Raw genomic sequence first — 24,230 nt, forward strand, 5'->3', positions numbered from 1 at the left:
GCTTTCTCAATTTCAGAACTCTTAGTATAGCACGTTCCATAGCCTTGGACCGAATATAATGAGTGCCGTTACGGCAGCACCTATAGAGGCGACTAGTACGGCTCCTGCGGCAACATCTTTCGCTTGCTTCGCGAGCGGATGGACATCTTTCGTGACGAGATCGACCGCTCGCTCGATGGATGTATTCATCAGCTCTAAACTAATGACTGCAACCACCCAACCGAGCAGAATCAAATTTTCACGCACCGACGTTTGTAGCCATATCGCAAAGGTGAATACGAGTAGGGCCGATATGAGGTGAAGCCGCATATTCCGTTCTGCGCGAACGGCATGCAGAATTCCTTCGCACGCCACTCGGAAGGGTCTCACACGTTGCCCCGCTTCAATTCGAAGTGAGTGAGGACTGCCTCTTGCCTTGCAGTCATCTCCGCTTCATCCTCCGCTGTCATATGATCGTAACCTAATAGATGAAGGAATCCATGGATAGCCAAGAAGCCAAGCTCTCGCTCGAACGAATGACCATAGTCAGCGGCTTGCTCCCGGCAACGTTCTACCGAGATGACCAAATCACCAAGGAGGTGCGGCTCGTCTTCGTCGAGTGTGAAGTCCAACTCATCTTCGCCCATCTCATCAAAGGCAAAGCTAATGACGTCGGTCGGGGCATCTTTCCCTCTCCATTCCCGGTTCACCTCATGAATTTCCGCATTTGTTAAGTAAGTGACCGATAATTCGCTCGGCTCTTCCACCTCTTCTAATTGAGCGGCATGTTGTAAAATCGATTCAACGAGCTCAATTTGAGATGTTGTTAACAGTTCATGTTCATCGTTCGAGATGATTTGCATGTAGTTCTCCCTCTTTCTTTAATTCTGGATATTCAATTCGTTCATGGAACAAACCGGTCAATGTCTCACACGCACTTTCTCCGACAAGCCAAATTTCTTTTGTCGTTAACTCGCATTCTTCAAATTGTCCATCCGCTAACTTATCACGGATGATGGAGCGGACGAGCATCCGAATTTTCTCCGGTGTCGGCTGTTTTTGCGAACGGACGGCTGCCTCAATTGAGTCGACAATCATGACGACTGCCGCTTCACGAGTTTGAGGTTTCGGACCAGGGTAGCGGAAGCGAGACTCCGAAACGTCCTTTTCTTGATCTTCTTTCGCCTTCACATAGAAGTATTTCAATAAAGATGTTCCATGATGCTGTTCAGCAATATCGATAATTTCTTTCGGTAACTTATAGCGCCGCAACAAATCGGCCCCATCGTAAGGGTGAGCCATGATGATATCCGCGGATTCTTCAGGTGTCAGCCGGTCATGCGGATTTCCTCCACCTTGCTGGTTTTCAATGAAGTGAAGCGGTCGCTCCGTCTTCCCGAGGTCGTGATAATAACTTGCGACCCTCGCGAGCAAGCCATCTGCTCCAATTGCTTCACAGGCAGATTCCGCCAAGTTCGCCACCATCATACTATGATGATACGTGCCCGGTGCTTCCATTAATAATTTTCGTAATAATGGATGCGTCGGGCTCATCAACTCGATGAGTCTACCAGACGATAAGACCCCAAACCACGGCTCTAGAAAAGGTAAGAACCCGAACGTCAAGACAATGGATAAAAGGGCGCTAATTACGGCAAATCCCGATAGATACATCGCCATGTCCCATGAGATTTGCACGTTCCGCAACAAGAGCAAGGCAATCACCATGATGATGTTCACGAGACCGAGCAACACACCTGACAAGAACAAACGCTTCCGCTGAATTTTAGGTTCGACCAAAAAGACAGCTAAGAAACTTCCTGTCGCAACGTACACCAAGGTCATGAAATTCGTACTTTGTCCAAAAGTGACAACGATACTCCCGGCAATCATCGTTATAAATGCCGATGCTAGCGCCACTCGTTCATCGATGAGAATCCGCAACAATAATACGACGAACGCGGTCGGTGCCAAGATATATGCGTATGTCGTATAGTCGACCCCGATGTATCCGACACCAAAGAAAATGCCGAGTTGTAAGAGTAATAGCCCATACACCGTTACTAAGATTTTTGGACTCAGCAATAGATCTTTAATCTTTGAACGGATGAGCATAAACAAAAATCCACCGGTCAACAACGCACTGAGTAAGAATGACCCAAATAACGGTGCAAGCGAACGGTTCGGATCAATCGCTCCAGAGAGTTCAAGCTTTCGATACACCTCTCGCGTAACGACTTCTCCTTGGTTTACGAGAAGTTGCCCTTCCTGAATGATGACTGGATCGACCGCATCGACGGCTTCCTGTTCCTTTTGACGGGTCGCCTCGGAATCGAATACATAGTTTGGCACGATGAGTTCATCGCTTAATGTTTTTGAGATGGCTCGGAATTCAAACGAGAGCGGCGATTGATCGATAATCGCAGCCGCTCGGTCCCGAGCCTCGGCAACCGCCTCGGAACTCGTTTCAATCCGATCGTCCATCACCTGCTGTAGTGCGGTCACCGTCACATCCTCGACCGTTTGACGGGTATTTTTGTCGGCTTCAAGAAGCGAATTTAATTCTTCATCAGCGAGAGCCCCATTTGCCTCAGTAGAATTCAGACGATTCTTAATATCTGCAAGTTCCGTCTCGTCATCGGTTTTGTCAAAAGCTGCGAACAATTGCTCGACTTTTGCAATTTGTTGATCAGCGAATTCCCGTCTCAGCGAGAACTGGCTCCCCACACCGTTCGTCACTTCCTGCTTCAACCGTTCGGTCGCCACTCGATCCTCGACAGTGATAGGAGACCGAATATCTTGTTCGGCAATCCCTAGCGGTTCCACACTGATGATGGATGGTCGCACTGTGAAATAAAGAATGGCACCTAATAGTAGGAAGAAAATAAGCGAGATGGTCGCGACGGTCCAGTTTTTAGCTTGTTGCATTCGTGCCCCCCCTTTCACGATTTATGACCTCTTTTGTCTGCTTATGTGATATCTGTACTATAAGCATTGATAATTTTCTTGACGAGTGGATGGCGAACTACGTCCGAGGCACTGAAGTGTTCGAAATGAATCCCGTCCACGCCTTCTAAGAGGTGTAGTGCTTCTTGTAATCCCGACGCCTTCCCTTTTGGTAAATCGACTTGTGTCAAATCCCCTGTCACCACCATTTTTGATCCAAAACCAAGTCGTGTCAAAAACATCTTCATTTGTTCTTTTGTCGTATTCTGAGCCTCATCTAAGATAACGAACGCATCTTCTAGCGTCCGTCCACGCATATAAGCGAGAGGAGCCACTTCAATCGTTCCTCGTTCTAACAGACGGTTCGTCTGTTCAACCCCGTATACATCAAATAAGGCATCATATAATGGACGAAGATATGGATCTACTTTTTCTTTTAAGTCTCCTGGTAAAAAACCTAGGTTTTCACCAGCTTCAACGGCAGGGCGTGTCAGGATGATTCGTTTGACTTGGCCTTCTTTTAACGCTCGAGCGGCTAGAACGACCGCCAAATACGTTTTCCCTGTCCCGGCAGGTCCGATTCCAAAAACAAGGTCCCGTCGTTCAATCGCACGAACATACCGACTTTGCCCAACAGTTTTAGCACGAATCGGTTTCCCTTTGTTCGTCGTGAAGACGACCCGCTCATAATGTTCGAGCAGTTCATCCCCTTTTCCGACTTGGATATGTTGGATGACACTAATGGCGTCACTTTCATTTAGACGCGCACCTTTTTTTACCAATTTTTGCAAAGTAAGAATAACTTGTTTCGTCACCTCTAACGCTTCACTCGAATCGGCTTGGATAATCAATTCCTCACCTCTAGGGATGAGCGCTACTTTTAATTCTGTTTCAACCGCCTGGAACACTTCATCTTTTGGTCCGAGTAAAGCTTGCGCTTCATTCGCTTGTTCCATTACGAATGGTATTTTATCAGTCATAATCAATGGATGCATTGCCCCCTCATAAAATCGGATATTCCTCTTTTACTTTAGCACTATCACGCCTATCGTGAAAGAAAGACCGCGTAATTTCCACATGCAAAAGGCAGTAACATCACGTCACTGCCTTCCTGTTACTTTTTTCGTTTCGAGACTGGAGGTTGTAAAACCTCACTCCAAATGACAGCTTCCCGCATCCGTTTTTTCGAAATTTTCGTTTTTCTCGGTTTTATTTCCTGTGGAATCGGTGGAATTTTAACCGCTTGCTCGAACTGAGCACTCACTTTCGGCATCTCGACTTGACGTTCACGAGGAAGTTGTCGCTCTTCTGTTTGCGCCACTCGTCGTCTCACCTTTTGTGATACAGGCTTCTTCTCTGATTCGGAGTCATCAAACGACGATTCAATTTCTTTCATCACGTCCCCGACCGAATCCAAGTAGCGTTTCAGTTCACTGCTTTGAGGACGGTCGTCAGAGGACGATGACTTTTCAAGCCGCTTCATCACTGCCGAGGCAATACCGAAGGCGGCTAACAAAAGTATCCAAAGTCCATCCATATCAATCACTCGCTATCTGATTCAGAATCGACAGGTGATCCAATCGCTTTTCGCATTTCTGTATCCGCTTGAACGTTCAAGTAATTCACGTAATCCATGACGCCTAGCTTTCCGTGACGCAATGCTTCGGCCATCGCGAGCGGGACTTCCGCTTCCGCACTGACGACCTTCGCGCGCATCTCTTCAACAGAAGATTTCATTTCCTGTTCGCGGGCAATCGCCATCGCACGGCGTTCTTCCGCTTTCGCTTGCGCAATCTTTTTGTCCGCTTCGGCTTGATCAGTTTGTAAAACCGCACCGATATTCTTACCGATGTCGATGTCTGCAATGTCAATCGATAGTATTTCAAACGCTGTTCCCGAATCTAATCCTTTTGTAAGAACGGTACGCGAAATCAAATCTGGATTCTCTAATACATGTTTATGATTGTTTTGAGAACCAATCGTCGATACGACACCTTCTCCGACACGGGCGATAATCGTTTCTTCCCCTGCACCACCGACGAGACGGTCGATGTTGGCCCGTACCGTAATGCGTGCTTTTGCCTTCACTTCAATCCCGTCCATCGCTACACCTGCGATAAATGGTGTTTCAATGACTTTTGGGTTAACCGACATTTGTACGGCTTCAAGTACGTTCCGACCTGCCAAATCGATGGCTGCAGCGCGCTCAAATGATAATTCGATGTTTGCACGGTGTGCGGCAATCAACGCGTTCACTACGCGGTCGACGTTACCACCTGCCAAGAAGTGACTCTCTAGCTGATTTGTGTTTAACTCGATTCCCGCCTTGACCGCTTTAATCAACGGGTTGACAATCTTTGATGGAACGACGCGACGAAGGCGCATCCCAATCAATGTGAAGATTGAGACATGAACGCCTGCAGCGAACGAACTAATCCATAATCCAACTGGTACGAACGTGAAGAATATGGCAAGTGCAATTAATCCTCCACCTGTAATGAGTAACGTCGTCAGTAATTCTGGTGTCATTCTGTTACATCCTCCTTCGGTTCTACAAAGTTTCGAACGACAATTCGCCCTGAGTCCACTTTATATACCTGAATTTTTGTCTGCTGATCGAGATAGCTACCTTCTGTCACGACGTCGATTCGTTCTCCGTCAATCTCAGCAGTACCTGCTGGGCGAAGTGGGGTCAAGGTGACACCCACCTTTCCGAGAAGTTGTTTTCGGTCTTCATGGGACAGATAACCTTTTTCGGTAGATGTCGAATCGGTTAAAATCAACCCTTTATAAATGAGCGGACGATTCGTACTCAAGCGGCGATACGCCCAAAATCCAAGCCCTGTGAGCACCGCTGCCGCCAGACCAACCGAAAGCCACAGCTGACCAATTGTCGCACCAGCCATAATCAAACTGGCAACAACCGCCCCAATACCAAGCAAACCGAACAATCCAAAGCCTGCTACGAACACTTCAATTCCAAGAAGGACGACTCCGACGAAAAAGACTGTCAGAATCACTCCGAGACCAAATGTCATCGTCTTGCTACCCCCTTCCAAATTCAAAGCTATCTCCTATCTCTAGTGTATACGAAACAAGATTGAATGTGGTTTCAGAATACGCAAAAAAAGCAGAAACTTTCGGTTTCCCAAAAAGTTTCTGCTTTTTCATCAATTCGTCAACTGTTGTTTGACGATTCGGTTCACAAGACCACCGTCTGCCTTGCCTTTTACTTGCGGCATGACGACGCCCATCACCTTACCCATATCCGATGGAGCAGATGCGTTCGTTTGAGCAATTGCTGCTTGGACGATCTTAGTCACTTCATCTTCTGAGAGTTGTTCAGGCATATAGGCTTCTAGGACGACAATTTCTTCTGCTACTTTGGAAGCAAGGTCTTCACGACCAGCGCTTTCGAATTCTCGGAGGGAGTCTCTGCGCTGTTTCATCTCTCGGTTGAGCACCGTGAGTTCCTCTTCCTCGGTAAGATCTTGACGGCCTAGTTTGATAGCCTCATTTTGGAGCGACGCTTTCACCATTCGGATCGTCGTAAGACGATCTTTTTGTTTAGCGCGCATGGCTTGCTTCATGTCGTCCGTCAAGCGTTCTTGAAGACTCATGAGCCAACACCCTCTCTACAAATGAAACTGGAATCAGAATTTCTTACGCTTACGCGCAGCTTCTGATTTCAATTTACGTTTTACGCTTGGCTTTTCGTAGTGACGACGTTTACGAACTTCGGCAAGTGTGCCATCTTTCGAAACACCGCGTTTGAAACGACGAAGAGCGTCTTCAAGCGATTCGTTTTTACGGACACGAGTTTCCACTAGTTTTCCCTCCCTCCGAATTACACGACTAAGGAAACGTGTTTCACACGTCATATCATATTATAGTGAAATTAAGTCGTGTGGTCAACCACTTATTAATAGTCGCTGTCTGAACGTCCACCAGTGACAATCGCAATACCTGCTGATGCACCGATTCGTGTAGCTCCAGCATCAATCATCGCCTTTGCACCTTCGAAGTCACGAACACCACCTGAAGCTTTTACGCCGAGGTCTGGTCCAACTGTTTCGCGCATGAGGCGAATGTCTTCGACAGTTGCACCACCAGTTGAGAAACCAGTTGATGTTTTCACGAAATCTGCTCCAGCCTTAACTGAAAGTTCAGCAGCTTTCTTGATTTCTTCTTTAGTAAGCATGCATGTTTCAAAGATGACTTTGACAAGTGTACCGTTTGCCGCTTCAACAACCGCACGGATGTCACGCTCTACGAGATCGTAGTCGCCGTCTTTGAGTGCTGCGATGTTGATGACCATGTCAACCTCATCTGCACCATTTGCGATCGCGTCTTTTGTTTCGAACGCTTTCACCTCAGGCGTGTTCGCTCCAAGCGGAAAACCGATGACCGTGCATACTTTGACGTCATCATCTGATTTGAGCTCTTGCGCAGCATACTTGACCCAAGTCGGGTTGACACAAACACTCGCGAATTTGTACTCGAGCGCCTCTGCACATAGTTTTGTAACCTGGTCTTTTGTTGTTTCAGCTTTCAATGCTGTGTGATCGATATAACGGGCTAATTCCATTATTCATTTCCTCCTCTGACATATAAGTCTGACATCTAACATATTACCATGTTTTTTTGAGATGTAACAGCTTTCAAATTCAAATTAACTGACGACGTTTACGTGCAACGACCCAACTGTTCCAACTGAAGAAGAAAATAGCGAGCCAAATGCAGGTGAAGGCAAAGATATGATACGACGTAAACGGTTCATGGTACATGACGACCCCGATAATCAAGCTAAGTGTCGGTGCGATAAATTGAAGAAACCCGACGAGAGTGAACGGAATCTGTTGTGCCCCATACCCGAACAAAAGAAGTGGTAACGCCGTGACTACGCCCGTCCCGAGGAGCGCAACCCAAATCACAGGAGACACATCAAAAGCGATGTTGTCGATGACGACTTGATTCCCGAGGAAGAGCAGCGCCACAGGGACGACTGCTAACGTTTCAATCCCTAGGCTGACTGTCGAGGCAAGGGGGCGTCGTTTTTTCACCATCCCATAAAATCCGAACGTACTCGCTAAAACGAATGAGATCCAAGGGAACGAGCCGTATCCTAACGTTAATACGAGTACCCCAACCGAGGCAATCCCGACAGCTATCCATTGGACTCGGTTTAATGATTCCCGAAATACGAGCACCCCTAACACCATACTGACAAGTGGATTTATGTAATACCCAAGAGACGCTTCGATAATATATCCGTGATTGACTGCCCATATGTACACAAACCAGTTTGCGCTAACGATGAATCCGTTTAACATGAATGCGTTTCGCGTAGCACGATGTCGAAGGGCGTAACCGAACTCTTTCCACTGATTTGTCCATCTCAGGACGAGTAAGATAAATAAAAATGACCAAACGATTCGATGCGCCAAAATTTGACCGCTCGGCACTTCTTGTAAAAATTTCCAATAAATCGGAAGGACGCCCCACATGACGTAGGCCCCGATTGTCGTCAACACTCCCTTATTCACACGTTCACCCGCTCTCTTTCAAGTTAAAAACAGTTTAGTCGATGAAAGACTTCCGATACAAGACTTTTTTCTCATGAAAAAAGGACGCGAAAACGCGCCCTGACTGTTTATTGCTTCACTTGCTCGATCGCCGACAAAGCTTGCGCCAAATCTTCCATCAAGTCATCAATGTCTTCGAGTCCGACCGAAATACGGACGAGCCCATCGGTGATTCCGAGTTCCGCTCGACGTTCAGCCGGAATCGACGCATGTGTCATGCGGGCCGGAACACTGATCAAGCTCTCTACTGCACCTAAGCTCTCAGCAAGCGTAAAGTATTTCGTCTTCGCGACCATCATTTCCGCCGCTTCCGCTGAACCAACATCGAATGCAATCATCCCACCGAACCCGCGCGCTTGAGATAAATGTATACGTTTCGCTTCTTCACTTGAAACACTTGGGTGGAGCACACGGGACACGCTCTTTTTAGATTGTAAAAATTCGACCAATGCACGAGCATTTGATTCAATTTCCTCCATCCGGACGGCCAGCGTCTTGATGCCTCGAACAACAAGGAAGCTGTCTTGTGGTCCGAGTACTGCCCCAACAGAGTTTTGAAGGAAGGCCAAAGCCTCGCCTTGTTCTTCCGTACGAGCGACAACTAGTCCCGCCACGACGTCACTATGTCCACCCAAGTACTTCGTTGCACTGTGGAGGACATAGTCTGCTCCAAGATCGATTGGATTTTGGAAATAAGGCGTCATGAACGTGTTATCCACGACGAGTATGACGTCTGCCTCATCTGCAATCGTGCGCATCGCGCGGATGTCCGTCACATTTAGAAGCGGGTTGGTCGGTGTTTCGACATAAATCATTTTCGTGTTCGTTTGAAGCGCATTCCGAACCGCTGTTTCATCGGATGTATCGACAAAAGTTGCTTCCAAGCCTCGTGACTGAAATACTCGATTGAATACACGGTATGTTCCTCCATACACGTCAGATCCGACGATGACGTGGTCTCCTGATTTTAGTAGCATGAGCACCGTCGAGATGGCTGCCATCCCAGAACCAAATGCAAAGCCTTGTACACCGCCTTCAATGTCGGCAATGAGTGTCTCGAGCGCTGTTCGCGTCGGGTTTGCCGACCGAGAATACTCGTATCCTTCTCGTAAGTTCCCGATCCCGTCTTGCTTGTATGTGCTCGTTTGATAAATCGGTGGTGTGACGGCTCCTGTCAATGGATCCGTCGTCTTACCGCCGTGAATGAGTGCTGTCTTTGTACGCATGTTCTGCCTCCTTGACAATTCCTTGACTTAAATATCGCTCTGCACTGTCCGGCAAGATTGTCACAATCGTGCCTTCCGTCAATTGATTTGCTTCCTTTACACACGCTGCGATGGCGGCACCTGATGAACTACCGATGAGCAGTCCTTCCTGTTTCGCCAAATGTGCCACATAGTAGAACGCTTCTTCATCCGTGATCGTATGGATCGCATCCACATAAGACCGCTCCAAAAATGGTGGCCATTTCTCAACGCCGATTCCTTCCGTTTTATGAGGGCCCGGTTCACAACCGTTTAAAACCGATCCGACCGGCTCCACAACGACAGTTTTCGTACCGAGAGGTTTCAGCGTTTGCGCGACACCAGTGAACGTTCCTCCCGAACCAGCTCCGGCTATGAACACGTCAATCCGAGGCAGGTCGTTTAGAAGTTCACGAGATAGAATGTCAACGTATGCGTCCGGGTTGTCCCGGTTTGAGAACTGTTCCGGGACATAGGCGTCATGCTCTTTCGCCAATTCGACCGCGTGATGGATTGCGCCTTTCATCCCAAGTTCTGTCGGCGTGTTGACGACCGTGGCCCCCAAGAGTCGCATGAGCGCTTGTTTCTCTTGACTAAACTTTTCAGGGGTTACGGTAAAAAGACGAATCCCGAACCGTTGGCAAGCAAGGGCGAGACCAATCCCGGTGTTCCCGGCTGTCGGTTCGATCACCGTGCCACCTGGTGCGACATCTCCGCGCTCAATTGCTCGTTCAATCAAATTCATGCCGAGTCGGTCTTTCACACTTCCACCCGGATTCATCATCTCGAGCTTTCCGTACACTTTGACATTTGCGGGTACGGGAAGTGAATGGAGTTCAATGAGCGGTGTATCCCCGATGAGCTCGTAGACGTCACGGACAATCATCTTACGCTTCGTCCTTAAAGATAATATGCCACTCGTCTCGCTTTGCGAGCATATCTGAAGCTAACTTCTTTGCTCCTTCAAAATCATGATGGTTTGCGCTTCCACATTGTACGGGGTTTTGTGCCGGCAATTCCTCTGCGTTCATCGCATCGCGTAAAGTGGCTTCCACCAAATCGAGCATTCGGTCATAATCCCCGTCATTCAACATCGTCCAATAGAATCCTGTCTGGCATCCCATAGGTGAAACATCAACGATATCATTTGAATGATTACGACTGTTTTCCGCAATCAAATGTTCGAGTGAGTGAACCGCACGCATTGGCATGAGGCCTTCGTTCGGTTGAATGAAACGAATATCATATTTATAGATCGTGTCAGCTGACCCCTCTTTCACGCCAGCCAGACGAACATACGGAGCCTGAACTTTCGTATGATCTAAGTTAAAACTTTCAACGTTATATGTTTTCATGTGTAATTCCTCCTCGATACTTAGTGGCTACTACGAGCCATACGAACTTATTTTTTTGCGTCATCATCACGTTATAACCATTCGCTTCTAACATAGAACGAATCGTTGTCGTATATGGATAGTATTCACGATTCAAGTCTTCAACTAGGTCTGAGTAACTGTTAGCCTTCGCCCAATCGATGATGTCCTGACGGGATGCCGGAGATTCAAACATCGTGTCGAGCAACACGAACTTCGGATGTCCCCATTCTCCGACATATTGACGAATCGCCGTCTCCTTTTCAGAATCCTTCAAATGATGAAAAGCATACGACGACACGACCGTATCGACTTGTGAAAAGTCTGGATATCGGAGAAAATCGCCTTCCTGAACTTCAATACCTAATTTGTCAATCGCAATCTGCCGCATCTCCGGAGACGGTTCAATCGCGATCAACGGATGTCCTTTTAGAATGCGACTACTCAGGTTACCCGTCCCTACACCGAACTCAAGCACCGTTCCTTCAACGTGTAGCGCAACTTCATCCAACATTTGTTCATACTCAACAAACACCTCATGATATTGCTCGTCATGACCTTCGACAGCCGTATCGTAATCTTTTGCCCAATCTTTAAAGATGTCCATGAATGGTAAGTTCATAGCGCCACCCCAATCTTTATTCTTACTAATTTGATATGTATTATCGGCATTTAACATTAACGCTAGATTACCAGGTTTTTTTACTCGTTTCAAGTCATTAGCTAGATTTTTTATTCTATCTATAAAGGATATAGGTCTTATGTGTTAGGTCTTTAGTAATTGTCAGAACATTAAAATTTGTGCAAAAACACTCCCCTATTTTACAAAAAAACCCACTGCTATTATGTCAAATAGCGTTATGATAGTCTTCAATGTTAGGAATCGCTTTTTTTACAGATAATAACAAATCACAGGGGGCTAACACGTTGTCACGTAAAAAAATCTATCTGAACGCATCACTCGCCACATGTATCGCATTATCACCAGCACTGATTCAAGCTGGTACATCATCTGTTTCAGCAGAAGCATCCGTAAAACCAAAACTTGTGCTCGAAAAGAAGCAGAAAAAAGTAAGGGTCGTGGTTGAACTCGTAGGAGACCCAGCGATTGCAGAAGCTGCTCAAAAAGGAAAAAAATTTAATGAATTAACAAAATCGGAACAAAACAAGGCTCAAGAATCTGTGGAGTCCGAACAAAAACGGGCCAAGTCTGCTCTCAAGAAACAAGGGGTGACCGCTTCTCCGATTGAAGAGTTCACAACTGTCTTTAACGGCTTCTCAACGTTCCTGTCAACAAGTGAAATTGCTAAAGTCGAAGCGTTACCTGAAGTCGCGACCGTTCACATCGTCAACGAATATGAGCGTCCAGAAGTGAAGCCAGATATGATCACGAGTAACGGGATGGTCCAAGCCGAGCAAACATGGGGCGATTATGGATTTGCAGGCGAAGGGACAGTCGTCGCTGTCATCGACTCAGGAATTGACGCTGATCATCGTGACTACCGAATCACAGACGCAAAAACGGCAGAATTGACGAAATCAGAAGTCAATCAGGCAATTGCATCATTCGATTTACCTGGAGCTTTTGTGAACGAGAAAGTTCCATACGCTTATAACTATTACGATGAGAACGATGATATTAAGGATGATTCTCCAGGCGCATCGATGCACGGTCAACACGTCTCAGGAACGGTTGCCGCGAATGGTGACTTGGAAAATGGAGGCATCAAAGGTGTCGCTCCAGAAGCACAAATCTTAGGTTTGAAAGTATTCAGTAACGATCCAAATTACGCATCTACATATGGTGATATTTATATTAAAGCGATTGATGATGCAATCAAGCTCGGAGCGGACGTCATCAACATGAGTCTTGGTTCTACCGCTGGATTTGTGAATGCTGATTCTCCAGAGCAACAAGCCGTTCAACGCGCCGTCGACAACGGAATCTTCATGTCGATTTCCGCAGGGAACTCCGCATACTTCGGTCACGGATTCGACTTGCCGACCGCTTCAAACCCAGATACGGGCGTCGTTGGGGCACCAAGTGTCAGTCAAGCGTCAACATCGGTTGCGTCTCTTGAGAACGATCAAATTCAATTGGATGCATTTCGCGTCGGGAATGAAAAAATCGGATGGAAGAAGCAAGACGGTCCTGCTTTCAAGGAAGGTACATATGACATCGTATATGTCGGAGACGGACAATCGGAAAATTATGAAGGGAAAGACGTAAAAGGAAAACTCGTCCTCGCCGTGCGTGACGGCGGATACTTCTATTCGAAGATTCAAAAAACTGCTGAGGAACAAGGCGCAGCAGGTGTCATCGTTCGAGGCGCTGTCTCACATGGTGATTATGTATCGATGGCACTCGATCAACCTCAAATCCCAATGGCTTCACTCAGCATTCAGGATGGGAATGAACTTAAAGACAAATTAGCCGAAGGCCCACTTCAAGTGACGTTTGCCGGTGACCGGATCAGTGTCAACAACCGTTCAGCCGGTGCGATGTCTGATTTCACCTCATGGGGTGTCACACCAAACCTTGACTTCAAGCCAGAACTTTCTGCACCAGGCGGTCAAATTTTCTCTACGTTCAACGACAACCAATATGGGTTGATGAGTGGAACATCAATGGCAGCACCGCACGTTGCCGGAGGGGCAGCCCTCGTTCTTGAGCGTGTGGACCGCGACTTCAAGTTGAGTGGAAAAAATCGTGTCACGATGGCAAAGAACTTGTTACTCAACACATCAAAGCCTGTCACGGATATCGGACCATATAACCAGGAATTGAAACAGTCTCTTCCGTACTCACCACGTCGTGCCGGAGCCGGTCTCATGCAACTTCATGCGGCCGTCACGTCCCCAGCTGTCGCGTATGAGAAGAAGACGAAAGAAGCAAAAGTTGCTTTAAAAGAATTATCGAAGAGTAAAGCCTCATTCAAAATCGTCGTTGAGAATATGTCAAACGAATCATTGACGTATGATGTGGCAGCATCTCTGCAAACTGATCTCGCTGTCAAAAACAAAGACGGGGTCATCCAAAATGCAATGGAAGCCCAGGCTCTTCAACAAGCGATCATTAAAATCAACGGTGCCAACACGAGTAAAGTCACGTTGAAAGCAAAACAGAAGAAAGAGATTACAGTCTCAATCGATGTATCGAAAGCAAAAGTACTCAACCCTGAAACATTGGACGGAGCCGTATCTGCTAAATCCGTCTTTGAGAACGGCTATTTCGTTGATGGATTCCTTCGTTTGACAGACCCACGTGGGACAGACGGTCATCCATCACTCGTCGTTCCGTTCGTTGGATTCGAAGGAGACTGGGGAAAAGCACCGATCTTTGACGAGACAATTTATGGAGAAGGCGCATTCTACGGCGTCTCTGGATTGGCCGATGCAGAAGGAAACTACTTAGGTGAAAAGCTAGATGAATCTGTGGCTGGTGAAGCGGTTGCCATCTCACCAGATGGAGACGGATCGAAAGACACTGCGACTCCAGTCTTCTCGCTATTACGTAATGCGAAAGACATCAAATATCGGGTCGTAGATGAGAAAGGGAACGTCCTTCGCACCCTCAAGATGGAAGACGAATTGAGAAAGAATTACTTCGACGGTGGAAGTGGCGATTATTACTATTACGCAGCGGATAACGCTTGGGATGGAAAATTGAATGGAAAGATGGCGCCAAAAGGCACATATTACTATGAGATTGAAGCAAGCATTGATTACATGAAGAAACAGGCTCAAACATTGCGCATCCCTGTCAAAGTGGATTACACAGACCCACGCTTCACCCTTCGTTGGGACGATAACGTAGCAAGCGTCAAAGCATCGGATGACTTTGCGGGAATCAATGGGATTGAATTCCTTCTTAACGGTGAAGTCGTTGAGAAAGAAGCGGACGATACAGCTACCTTCACACTCGATACTCCAATCGAATCAACAGACCAACTCGCTGTTCGTGTATCGGATAATGCTGGAAATGTGATCACTCGAAATGTTTCTACAGAAAATGATGCGGTCAAACCTGGAGTCTTTGTCGATGCACCACTCGCCTTGTCTCCATATGGTACATCGATTGTACCGTTAATCGGTCAAATCAAGGATGCCTCTGAAATCGCCTCGTTTAAAGTAGACGGAGTCGAAGTGCCACTCAAATATGATGCGACATCAGAACAATACACGTTCAATACGACTCGAACATATAAAGATGGATTCCATAAAGTTCGCTTCATCGCAGAAGATACTGCAGGAAACATGACAAACTTCGTCCGTCCAATCTTTGTCGATTCGACGAAAGCAAAATTATCCGTGACAAACGTGCCGAAGAACGTTTCGGCTAAGCAGAACTCTGTAAAAGTCAAAGTCAAAGTGACTGACAATTTTGATGAAATTAAACTTCGTGTCAATGGTGACTTGCAATGGAGCCAATCCATGAAAGAACCATATGCGATGAGAGCTTCCTCACGAACTGGAACAATCACACTCCCTGTGACAACAAAAGGAACAAATACCTTCACATTTGAAGTGACCGACCTTGGTGGGAACGTCACGAAGAAAGTGATTACGATCAACAAAAAATAAGCGACACCAAAAAACGGATGACCTCAATCGGGTCATCCGTTTTGGTGTCATTTGTTTAGTTCAAGCGCGAAAGAGATTGCAGACAATGCATAGAGTGGCGCCGTTTCAGACCGAAGAATGCGTGGACCGAAAGCACAGGCTGTCGCTCCCGCATCAATCAATTGCTTGATTTCTGACACATCGAATCCACCTTCAGGTCCCGTGATGACGAGAAGGCGTTGTTTCGGTTTCAGTTGATTTAATAATTGCGCGAACGCAGACTGTTCACCTTCTTTTGCCGACTCTTCATACGCGATGATGACGACATCATAGCCATCGATTTTCTGATTAAGCTCTTTAGGAGAGATGTACGCGCAAGTCGGTACCACGGCACGATATGATTGTTCAGCCGCCTCTTGCATAATCTTTTGAATCCGTTCCACTTTTTTCGGAGCTTTTTTCCCGTCCCACTTGGCGACAGAACGGGTCGATTCGAACAACAGAAGATGGTGGACGCCAAGTTCGGTCGCTTTTTGAGCGACAAGTTCGACCTTATCACCTTTAGGAAGCGCGTAGGCGAGCGTAACCTCAATTGGTAACTCAGTCGTCGCCTGTCGTGTCGATAGAACCTTCGCTTCTCCAGATTTCCCCTCAAGCGATGTCACGACACACGCATATTCATTTCCCGCACCGTCCAAAAGGACCATCTCATATCCGGGACCTTGCCTTAGGACTGTACCGATATGATGAACCACATCTGGAGGAAGCCTCACCGTTTCACCTGCAAATGATTCTCGTGTCAAAAAGTAACGTTGCATGATTTACCCCTTCTTAGCGATAATCGCGACCCAATCTTCCATCACGCGTGTCTCTTCAATCTCAAAGCCTGCAGCGACCAAGGCGTTCGTTACTTCAGCTCGTTTCTCTCCGATAATTCCAGAAGTGATGAAGTGCCCACCAGATTTCGTACGTGCGTAAGCATCTTCGATGAAGAGAAGGATGACGTCGGCGAGAATATTCGCAACGACCAAATCGTACTCTCCTTCTACACCTTTTAATAGATCTCCCGTCGTCACTTGAACGAGCTGTTCGGCACCGTTCGTCTCTACATTTTGACGAGCCGCTTCTACTGCGACTGAATCTAAGTCGAGCGCCTTTACACTCGTTGCTCCAAGTTTAGCAGCCGCAATCGACAATACTCCTGAACCTGTACCAACATCGATGACATGGTCACCCTCTTGGATATAGTTCTCGATTGCCTGGATGCAGAGCATTGTCGTCGGATGTGTTCCAGTTCCAAATGCCATTCCCGGATCGAGGAGAATCACGTTCTCTTCCGGTTGCGGTGTATACTCTTCCCATAGAGGGACGATCGTCAACTGTTGTGAAATCTTGACTGGCTTATAGTATTGTTTCCAAGAGTGCGCCCAGTCCTCTTCGTCGATTTCAGCGACCGTGACTTCACCTGAACCAATATCAAGCATACTGCGAAGTCGTTCGATTTCTTTTCTCAAGTTCGAAAGCACATCTTGAAAATCACTTGAAGCTGGCACATATGCTTTGACGTGTACACCAGAAGTAGGATATGTTTCACGATCTGAAACGTCCCAAATCTCTCCGAAATGGTCTTCGGCCATCATTCGGTCAAAATCTTCGACGTCCTCGATGACGACACCTTGTGCCCCCACTTCGTGTAGTAAATTTGATACGGCTTCTACCGCAAGTTGTGTCGTGTGGACACAAATTTCAGACCATTTCATCGATTGCACACTCCTTTTTTAGTGACTAAAGAACTTTTTCATTTTTTGGAACATACCATGTTCCTCTTCTACCCCAGACTCACCGCTAATTTCTTCAAATTCGCGAAGCAATTCTTTTTGACGATCTGTCATATGTTTCGGTGTCATCACGATGACACTGACAAATTGGTCGCCGTTTGCGCCTCCACGTAGGCTCGGCATCCCTTTTCCACGTAAACGGAATTTTGAACCGGTTTGTGTTCCCGCAGGTACTTTCAAACTCACGTTCCCATGAACAGTCGGGACTTCGATTTCTGCACCGAGAGCCGCCTGGGCGAACGTGACCGGCATTTCCATTGAAATGTGTTGGTCGACACGGTCAAAAATTTCGTGGGCTCTTACACGAATAACAACGTATAAGTCTCCCGCTGGTCCACCATTCACACCCGGGCCGCCTTTTCCAGATAAACGAATCTGCTGACCGTTATCGATACCAGCAGGAATTTTAACTTCAACCGATTGCTTCTTCTTCACATGACCTGAACCATGGCAAGTCGAACATTTTTCTTTAATCGTCTTACCTGTACCATGACATTGACTACAAGGACGTTGATTGACCATACGACCAAGAACCGTATTTTGTTCGACTGTTTCGACTCCACTGCCGCCACATCGGTTACACGTTTCTGGTTTTGTTCCGGGTTTTGCCCCACTTCCCATACACGTATCACATTCGACTTCGATTTCGAGTTCAATCGTCTCAGTCTTCCCGGTCACACTCTCCATGAAATCAAGATCGACCACGTACTGATAGTCTTCTCCTCGTCGAGGTGCGTTTGGGTCTTGACGGCGTCCGCCGCCTCCGAAGAACATATCAAAAATATCTCCGAATCCGCCTTGGAAATCGCCACCGCCTCCGAATTGATTAGCTCCTTCAAAACCGAATCGGTCATATTGAGCCCGTTTCTGTTCATCAGAAAGCACCTCATACGCTTCACCGATTTCTTTGAACTTTTCAGCAGCATCTGCCTCTTGGTTGATGTCTGGATGATATTGACGGGCCAACTTACGGTATGCCCGCTTGATTTCTTGTGCTGAGGCCGACTTGTCGAGCCCTAGCACTTCATAATAATCTCGTTTCGCCACTTTTCTCGCTCCTATCCTCACTAACTTCGTATCGATTTTACCGATTCTACCTTAACATGGAAAGAGCCAAAGCAGAAACCTGCTTTGGCGCTCTCCTTTACAACGGCTGGTTATTTACGGTCGTCGAGATCCTCAAACTCTGCGTCCACGACATCATCGTCCTGTTTCGCTTCTGTTTGTGGTTCTGCGCCTTCAGCACCTTGCTGTTCAGCCATTTTAGCATATACTTTTTGTGTCAACTCTTGAACGACAGCTGATAATTCGTCTTTGGCTGTCCGGATTTCCTCAAGGTCTGAACCTTCGAGAGCCGTTTTCGTTTTTTCTTTCGCAGCTTCCGCTTTTTCTTTATCTGCCTCTTCGACTTGCTCGCCAAGGTCTTTGATTGCCTTGTCAGTCGCAAAGACGAGTTGGTCTGCTTCGTTGCGGAGCTCAGCTTCTTCTTTACGTTGGTTATCAGCTTCCGCGTTCGCTTCCGCTTCTTTCACCATGCGCTCGATTTCCGCTTCATCGATACCTGAAGAGGATTGAATCGTAATCGATTGTTCTTTGTTCGTACCAAGGTCTTTTGCCGATACGTGAACAATTCCGTTAGCATCGATGTCGAATTTAACTTCGACTTGCGGCACACCGCGTGGTGCCGGCGGGATGTCCGTCAATTGGAAGCGACCGAGCGTCTTGTTATCAGGCGCCATCGGACGTTCCCCTTGAAGGACGTGGATATCAACAGCTGGTTGGTTATCCGCTGCAGTCGAGAAGACTTGTGATTTTGATGTTGGGATTGTCGTGTTACGATCAATCAATTTCGTCATCACGCCGCCCATTGTTTCAATACCGAGTGAGAGTGGCGTCACATCAAGAAGAACGACATCTTTCACGTCACCTGCAAGAACCCCACCTTGGATGGCTGCACCGAGTGCAACAACTTCATCCGGGTTAACCCCTTTGAACGGTTCTTTCTTCGTAAAGTCGTGGATTGCTTTTTGAACGGCAGGAATACGTGTCGAACCGCCGACAAGAATGATCTTGTCAAGATCAGATGGTGTGAGTCCTGAGTCCTTCAAAGCACGGCGAGTCGGTTCCATCGTGCGTTCGACAAGATCGGCCGTCAACTCTTCAAACTTCGCACGCGTGAGTGTCATCTCCAAGTGGAGGGGACCTGCTTCACCAGCTGTGATGAACGGAAGACTGATGTGCGCACTTGTGACACCTGAAAGGTCTTTCTTCGCCTTTTCAGCCGCATCTTTCAAACGCTGAAGCGCCATCTTATCTTTTCCGAGGTCGATTCCGTTCTCTTTTTTGAATTCTGCAACGAGGTAGTCGATGATTTTTTGGTCGAAGTCATCTCCACCGAGACGATTGTCACCTGCTGTTGCGACAACTTCGAATACACCGTCACCAAGTTCAAGAATTGACACGTCGAACGTACCGCCACCGAGGTCATAAATCAAAATCGTGTGATCTTCACCTTTGTCTAAACCGTATGCGAGCGCAGCCGCTGTCGGTTCGTTGATAATACGTTTTACATCGAGACCAGCGATTTTACCTGCATCTTTTGTCGCTTGGCGTTCTGCATCATTGAAGTATGCAGGAACTGTGATGACTGCTTCCGTTACCGTTTCACCGAGATAGTCTTCAGCATCTTTCTTCAACTTTTGCAAGATAATTGCTGAGATTTCTTGTGGTGTGAATTTCTTATCGTCTACGTCAACCGTGTGTGATGTCCCCATATGACGCTTGATTGATTGGATCGTGTTCGGGTTTGTGATGGCCTGACGTTTTGCGACCTCACCTACCTGGCGCTCTTCACCTTTGAACGCGACAACAGAAGGCGTCGTACGGTTCCCTTCTGCGTTTGAGATGACGACCGCTTCGCCACCTTCCATTACTGCCACACATGAGTTTGTAGTCCCTAAGTCAATACCGATAATTTTACCCATCGTTCATTCCTCCATCTCGTTAAGTAATGTTATTCTGCAACTTTTACCATACTCGGACGAATAACTCGACCGTGCATCGTGTATCCTTTTTGAAGCTCCATCGTCACGATGCCTGATTCGTACTTATCACTAGGCTCTTGCATGACTGCTTGATGGTAGTTTGGGTCGAACGGCTGTCCGACCGCCTCGATTGCTTCGACTTGCTCAACGTTCAAGACGTCGAGTAATTGACGATGAACCATGTCAACGCCCGCTTGAAGTTGCTTCGCATCTTCTGAAGTTGCCTCTACTTGAAGCGCTCGCTCAAAGTTATCAATAAGCGGAATCAATTTTTCAATGACAGACTGTGAAGCAAATTTGACGCGCTTGGCGTTCTCTTCGTTCGTCCGACGACGGAAGTTGTCAAAGTCGGCGCGAATTCGGAGCTCGCTCGCTTTCAACGCTTCGATTTCTTTTTGTAAGTCCGTCCCCTCAGAACTTTCTTCCACAATCTCAGCATTTAAAACCTCGTCTTCCGTTGATTCAGTTGACCCGTTCTCTTCTGTTTGTGTCGGGTCTACAGATTTTTCTTCAAGCACGTCTTCTTGCTCGCGCCCGTTTTGATGATCTGCTGTCATAGTAAAACTCCTTTCCGTCACTCATCTAGTTTCGTTCGTCGCAACGCTTCGATGATTTGCCCCATCATTTGGACCCCATGACGATAATCCATTCGAGTCGGACCGATCATAGCAATCGTTCCGAATGTTTTTCCGTCGAGTGTGTAATCCGAAGTGATGACACTGCAATTCTGAAGGGCGACAATTCCATTCTCGCTCCCAATGCTCACATAAATCTCGCGATTTGGCAACGATTCGAGCCAGTGGGTCAGCCGTTCCTGCTCATCTATCCATTCCAGAAACGGTCGTAACGTGTCAATGGTTTGGAATTCAGGCTGGTTAAAGATATTCTTTTTGCCTCCGAGATAAAGCGAGGACGGCGTTTGACTACCGACGGTTGATTGAATCAGTTGCATCATATTTTCGTATTGTTGTCGCTGAGCGAGTTGCAATTTCGCAACTTCTTCCCCGATTCGGACTTTCAATTGTCCAATCGACGTTCCGACGAGACGATCATTTAATAATCGAATCGTTTCCTCGATGACTTCAGGAGCTACACGTGATTCAAATATGACCGTTCGATGTTCGACATGGCCTTGGTCCGTGACAATGAGAACGACACCTCGTCGCTCATCTAATGGCATAAAGTCCACACGTGCCAACCTCTCCATTTGGCTATTTGGACCGAGGGCGACCGTTGTGTAACTGGTCAAATCAGAAAGGAGGTCTGCAGCTTGGCGAATCAGAATCTCAGACTCTTTTGAAGATTGTTTTAAACGTTCTTCTAAACGACCAGTCTCCCGCTCGTCGATAATCCGCTTCTCAACAAGATGGTCCACATAATATCGATATCCGACTTCAGACGGGATACGACCTGCAGAAGTATGCGGTTTTTCAATCAACCCCATGTCTTCCAAATCGGCCATATCGTTCCGAATCGTCGCTGAGCTAAACGTTAAGTCGTCTCGTTTCGACAAGGTACGTGAACCGACTGGTTGAGCCGTCTGAATGTAATCGTCAATAATTGCTCGAAGAATGAGCAATTGGCGATCTGTCAGCACAACATCACTCCTCTCTGATAAAAGTTACCTCGATTTATTAGCACTCATATTTAACGAGTGCTAATCACACTTCAAATATTATCATGTTCTCACTATTTGTCAATTCATACACTCCGATTTTTTCACTTTTTTCCGGACTGCAAACCTGAAAAAGAAGAACCGTTTCGTTATGATAGAATATGAGGTGATAAAATGTTTACAACAAAACAATTTGAAGTATTTAAGCGTGAAGGACTCGATTCGAGGATGTCAGGAATTCGTTCTGATATTCAACCGCTTTTCCACAGGATTTATGACGAGGTCGGGCCAGAGCTTGAGGCGGATATCGGTATCCCTCTTTATTTGCATGTCGCAAAACATGCGCGCAGGACTGTGAATCCACCGAAAGATACATGGATGGCAATCTGCCATGACAAGCGCGGCTACAAGAAACATCCTCACCTACAAGTCGGCCTCTTCGACGATCGTGTGTTCATCTGGCTCGCGTTTATCTATGAGATGCCGAATAAAAACGCGATTGCGAAGCGATTACAGCAGGTTGATATTAAATCAACTTTCCCCGATTTCCATATCGCGGGAGACCATATGAAAAAAGAGGCGTTCCTCGTTGAAGATACGTCAAATGAAGACGTTCAAGCATTACTAGAACGATTCGGAAACGTCAAAAAGGCTGATTTCTTAATCGGGCGACAACTACCGGCCGATGCATCGATTCTTCAAAATGAGGATGCATTTCTTGCGTTGGTCGAAGATACGTTCGGTCGACTCACACCGCTCTATCGCGACCTTGTCTTATAATTCTACAATAAAATGGACAAGTTCCTCTTAAATAAGGGACTTGTCCATTTTTTATGAAGTGGCGTGATCGAGTTTCGCTTCCCCGATAAAGGCAGCGAATGCCTCATTGGCGAGCGGGAGACCAGACGCCGTCAAACGGATGTGTGAATCCGTACGCTCAATCAGTGCTTTATTCACTAAATCATCGATTACGTGACCAAACACATCATCGAGTGTTCGACCATATTTCTCGGCGAACGTCTGAAGCGAGACTCCAGAGCGCATGCGTAGTCCAAGGAATAGTTCTTCTTCCATTTTTTCCACTTCTTCAAGCTCATTCGCCCGCTTCACCGGGATTCCCTCTGCTTTAATATAGTGAGGGATCGGGGCAATATTGGCACGCCGCGTCCCGTTCAAGTAGCTGTGCGCGCCTGCACCGAATCCGTAGTACTCTTCGTTTCGCCAATAGACCTGGTTGTGACGGCTCTCCCGATCAGGCAGACTATAATTCGAAATCTCATACTGCTTGAGCCCATGACGCTCAAGCGTCTCCATCACCTTTAGATACATCTCTACTTCGACGTCTTCCCCCGGTAAACGGAGCTTGCCTTTTCGGTCTTGTATCGCAAACACGGTATGTGGCTCGAGAATCAAAGAATAAGAGGATACATGTTGAATCGGCAGTTGAAGGGCTAACGTCAAATCGCGGTCAATCTGCTCGAGCGTCTGTTCAGGTAAGCCGAACATGAGGTCAATCGAGATATTCTCAAAGCGTTTCGCCGCCTCGTTCACGGTTTCAAACACATCTTCCGCCCGATGTGTTCGACCGATTCGTTCTAGTCCACCATCATCGAATGTTTGCACCCCGAAGCTAAGCCGATTGACTCCCCCGGCTTTCATCGCATCAAGTTTTTCCGCGCTTACGAAATTCGGGTTCGCTTCCACCGAATATTCAAGGTCATCCGACGCGAGCGGTAGCAGGTGTCGACGGACCATGTCCATGAGCCGGACCATCTGCGCTTCGTTAAGTGCGGTCGGTGTCCCGCCTCCGATGAAAATCGTATCGATTCGCTCTGTCGGAAACGCTTCAAGTGTTAACATCATTTCTCGTTCTAATGCATCTAAATATTCCTCAACAGGTTGGTTTTTCAAAAACACCTTGTTGAAATCACAGTAATAACAAATATGTTCACAAAATGGAATGTGAAGATATACGGCTTTAGCCAATACGGCCACCCCTTTCTTCTCATTCCATTTATAACGCTTTTCGTTCATTCTTTCCAG

At 47.0% G+C, this 24,230-nt stretch carries 24 protein-coding genes; 2 read left to right on the top strand and 22 right to left on the bottom strand.

The features are described 5' to 3' along the window. Nucleotides 1-21: 21 nt before the first annotated feature. The 15 genes from KNO98_RS03750 to KNO98_RS03820 form a co-directional block, all read right to left on the bottom strand. Nucleotides 22-369 carry a diacylglycerol kinase family protein gene (locus KNO98_RS03750; RefSeq protein ID WP_084483583.1) on the bottom strand — a complete coding sequence of 116 codons (348 nt, stop codon included), beginning with the start codon at nt 367-369 and terminating at the stop codon, nt 22-24. Then, nucleotides 366-842: an rRNA maturation RNase YbeY gene (gene ybeY, locus KNO98_RS03755; protein WP_214699053.1), complete on the bottom strand. Its 477-nt coding sequence runs from the start codon at nt 840-842 to the stop codon at nt 366-368. Before ybeY ends, KNO98_RS03750 begins: the two co-directional genes overlap by 4 nt. Next, on the bottom strand, nt 820-2,907 hold the full coding sequence (locus tag KNO98_RS03760) for an HD family phosphohydrolase (RefSeq protein ID WP_214699055.1): 2,088 nt from the start codon (nt 2,905-2,907) through the stop codon (nt 820-822). Before KNO98_RS03760 ends, ybeY begins: the two co-directional genes overlap by 23 nt. 41 nt (nt 2,908-2,948) lie before the next feature. Then, nucleotides 2,949-3,920, bottom strand: a complete 972-nt coding sequence (locus KNO98_RS03765) for a PhoH family protein (protein WP_026825667.1) — start codon at nt 3,918-3,920, stop codon at nt 2,949-2,951. A 119-nt stretch (nt 3,921-4,039) separates the two neighbouring features. Then, nucleotides 4,040-4,462, bottom strand: a complete 423-nt coding sequence (locus tag KNO98_RS03770) for a hypothetical protein (protein WP_214699057.1) — start codon at nt 4,460-4,462, stop codon at nt 4,040-4,042. Nucleotides 4,463-4,467: 5 nt separating this feature from the next. Beyond that, nucleotides 4,468-5,454 (bottom strand): flotillin-like protein FloA, encoded by a 987-nt coding sequence (gene floA / locus KNO98_RS03775; protein ID WP_026825665.1) that lies wholly within the window; start codon nt 5,452-5,454, stop codon nt 4,468-4,470. Next, on the bottom strand, nt 5,451-5,963 hold the full coding sequence (locus KNO98_RS03780) for an NfeD family protein (protein ID WP_034770967.1): 513 nt from the start codon (nt 5,961-5,963) through the stop codon (nt 5,451-5,453). The genes floA and KNO98_RS03780 overlap by 4 nt, the downstream gene beginning before the upstream one ends. Nucleotides 5,964-6,095: 132 nt before the next feature. Continuing rightward, nucleotides 6,096-6,545 carry a GatB/YqeY domain-containing protein gene (locus KNO98_RS03785; protein ID WP_026825663.1) on the bottom strand — a complete coding sequence of 150 codons (450 nt, stop codon included), beginning with the start codon at nt 6,543-6,545 and terminating at the stop codon, nt 6,096-6,098. 33 nt (nt 6,546-6,578) lie between these two features. Beyond that, complete coding sequence (gene rpsU, locus KNO98_RS03790) at nt 6,579-6,773, bottom strand: 30S ribosomal protein S21 (RefSeq protein ID WP_029334745.1); 195 nt, start codon at nt 6,771-6,773, stop codon at nt 6,579-6,581. 74 nt (nt 6,774-6,847) lie between these two features. Then, the gene (gene deoC / locus KNO98_RS03795; RefSeq protein WP_026825662.1) at nt 6,848-7,513 is read right to left on the bottom strand and encodes a deoxyribose-phosphate aldolase; all 666 of its coding nucleotides are present in this window, start codon (nt 7,511-7,513) and stop codon (nt 6,848-6,850) included. A gap of 79 nt (nt 7,514-7,592) precedes the next feature. Then, nucleotides 7,593-8,471, bottom strand: a complete 879-nt coding sequence (gene rarD / locus KNO98_RS03800; protein ID WP_214699058.1) for an EamA family transporter RarD — start codon at nt 8,469-8,471, stop codon at nt 7,593-7,595. 107 nt (nt 8,472-8,578) lie between these two features. Beyond that, a complete protein-coding gene (locus KNO98_RS03805) occupies nt 8,579-9,736 on the bottom strand; it encodes a bifunctional cystathionine gamma-lyase/homocysteine desulfhydrase (protein ID WP_214699060.1) in 1,158 nt (385 codons plus the stop codon). Further along, complete coding sequence (locus KNO98_RS03810; RefSeq protein ID WP_214699062.1) at nt 9,702-10,640, bottom strand: PLP-dependent cysteine synthase family protein; 939 nt, start codon at nt 10,638-10,640, stop codon at nt 9,702-9,704. Before KNO98_RS03810 ends, KNO98_RS03805 begins: the two co-directional genes overlap by 35 nt. Before the next feature lies 1 nt (nt 10,641). Next, nucleotides 10,642-11,109: an S-ribosylhomocysteine lyase gene (locus KNO98_RS03815; protein ID WP_026825658.1), complete on the bottom strand. Its 468-nt coding sequence runs from the start codon at nt 11,107-11,109 to the stop codon at nt 10,642-10,644. Then, on the bottom strand, nt 11,096-11,749 hold the full coding sequence (locus tag KNO98_RS03820) for a class I SAM-dependent methyltransferase (RefSeq protein WP_214699069.1): 654 nt from the start codon (nt 11,747-11,749) through the stop codon (nt 11,096-11,098). The genes KNO98_RS03815 and KNO98_RS03820 overlap by 14 nt, the downstream gene beginning before the upstream one ends. Nucleotides 11,750-12,054: 305 nt before the next feature. On the opposite strand from KNO98_RS03820, the gene KNO98_RS03825 reads away from it, so the two are divergent. Further along, nucleotides 12,055-15,711: a S8 family serine peptidase gene (locus tag KNO98_RS03825; RefSeq protein ID WP_214699071.1), complete on the top strand. Its 3,657-nt coding sequence runs from the start codon at nt 12,055-12,057 to the stop codon at nt 15,709-15,711. 47 nt (nt 15,712-15,758) lie between these two features. Here KNO98_RS03825 and KNO98_RS03830 read toward each other — a convergent pair whose 3' ends face one another. The 6 genes from KNO98_RS03830 to hrcA form a co-directional block, all read right to left on the bottom strand. Continuing rightward, nucleotides 15,759-16,508 carry a 16S rRNA (uracil(1498)-N(3))-methyltransferase gene (locus KNO98_RS03830; RefSeq protein WP_214699073.1) on the bottom strand — a complete coding sequence of 250 codons (750 nt, stop codon included), beginning with the start codon at nt 16,506-16,508 and terminating at the stop codon, nt 15,759-15,761. Nucleotides 16,509-16,511: 3 nt separating this feature from the next. Beyond that, entirely contained in the window at nt 16,512-17,450 is a 939-nt protein-coding gene (prmA, locus tag KNO98_RS03835) for a 50S ribosomal protein L11 methyltransferase (protein ID WP_026825654.1), read from the bottom strand. Between the two features lie 18 nt (nt 17,451-17,468). Then, on the bottom strand, nt 17,469-18,575 hold the full coding sequence (dnaJ, locus tag KNO98_RS03840) for a molecular chaperone DnaJ (protein ID WP_026825653.1): 1,107 nt from the start codon (nt 18,573-18,575) through the stop codon (nt 17,469-17,471). Between the two features lie 110 nt (nt 18,576-18,685). Further along, nucleotides 18,686-20,512: a molecular chaperone DnaK gene (dnaK, locus tag KNO98_RS03845; RefSeq protein ID WP_026825652.1), complete on the bottom strand. Its 1,827-nt coding sequence runs from the start codon at nt 20,510-20,512 to the stop codon at nt 18,686-18,688. A 29-nt stretch (nt 20,513-20,541) separates the two neighbouring features. Further along, complete coding sequence (grpE, locus tag KNO98_RS03850; RefSeq protein WP_026825651.1) at nt 20,542-21,129, bottom strand: nucleotide exchange factor GrpE; 588 nt, start codon at nt 21,127-21,129, stop codon at nt 20,542-20,544. Between the two features lie 17 nt (nt 21,130-21,146). Continuing rightward, entirely contained in the window at nt 21,147-22,169 is a 1,023-nt protein-coding gene (gene hrcA, locus KNO98_RS03855) for a heat-inducible transcriptional repressor HrcA (RefSeq protein ID WP_214699074.1), read from the bottom strand. 192 nt (nt 22,170-22,361) lie between these two features. Between hrcA and KNO98_RS03860 the strand changes: the two genes are divergently transcribed. After that, a complete protein-coding gene (locus tag KNO98_RS03860) occupies nt 22,362-22,967 on the top strand; it encodes a DUF1054 domain-containing protein (RefSeq protein ID WP_214699076.1) in 606 nt (201 codons plus the stop codon). 51 nt (nt 22,968-23,018) lie between these two features. Here KNO98_RS03860 and hemW read toward each other — a convergent pair whose 3' ends face one another. Next, entirely contained in the window at nt 23,019-24,221 is a 1,203-nt protein-coding gene (hemW, locus tag KNO98_RS03865; RefSeq protein ID WP_051545966.1) for a radical SAM family heme chaperone HemW, read from the bottom strand. Nucleotides 24,222-24,230 lie beyond the last annotated feature (9 nt).

It is taken from the genome of Exiguobacterium sp. s57, assembly GCF_018617685.1.
GTDB lineage: Bacteria > Bacillota > Bacilli > Exiguobacteriales > Exiguobacteriaceae > Exiguobacterium > Exiguobacterium marinum.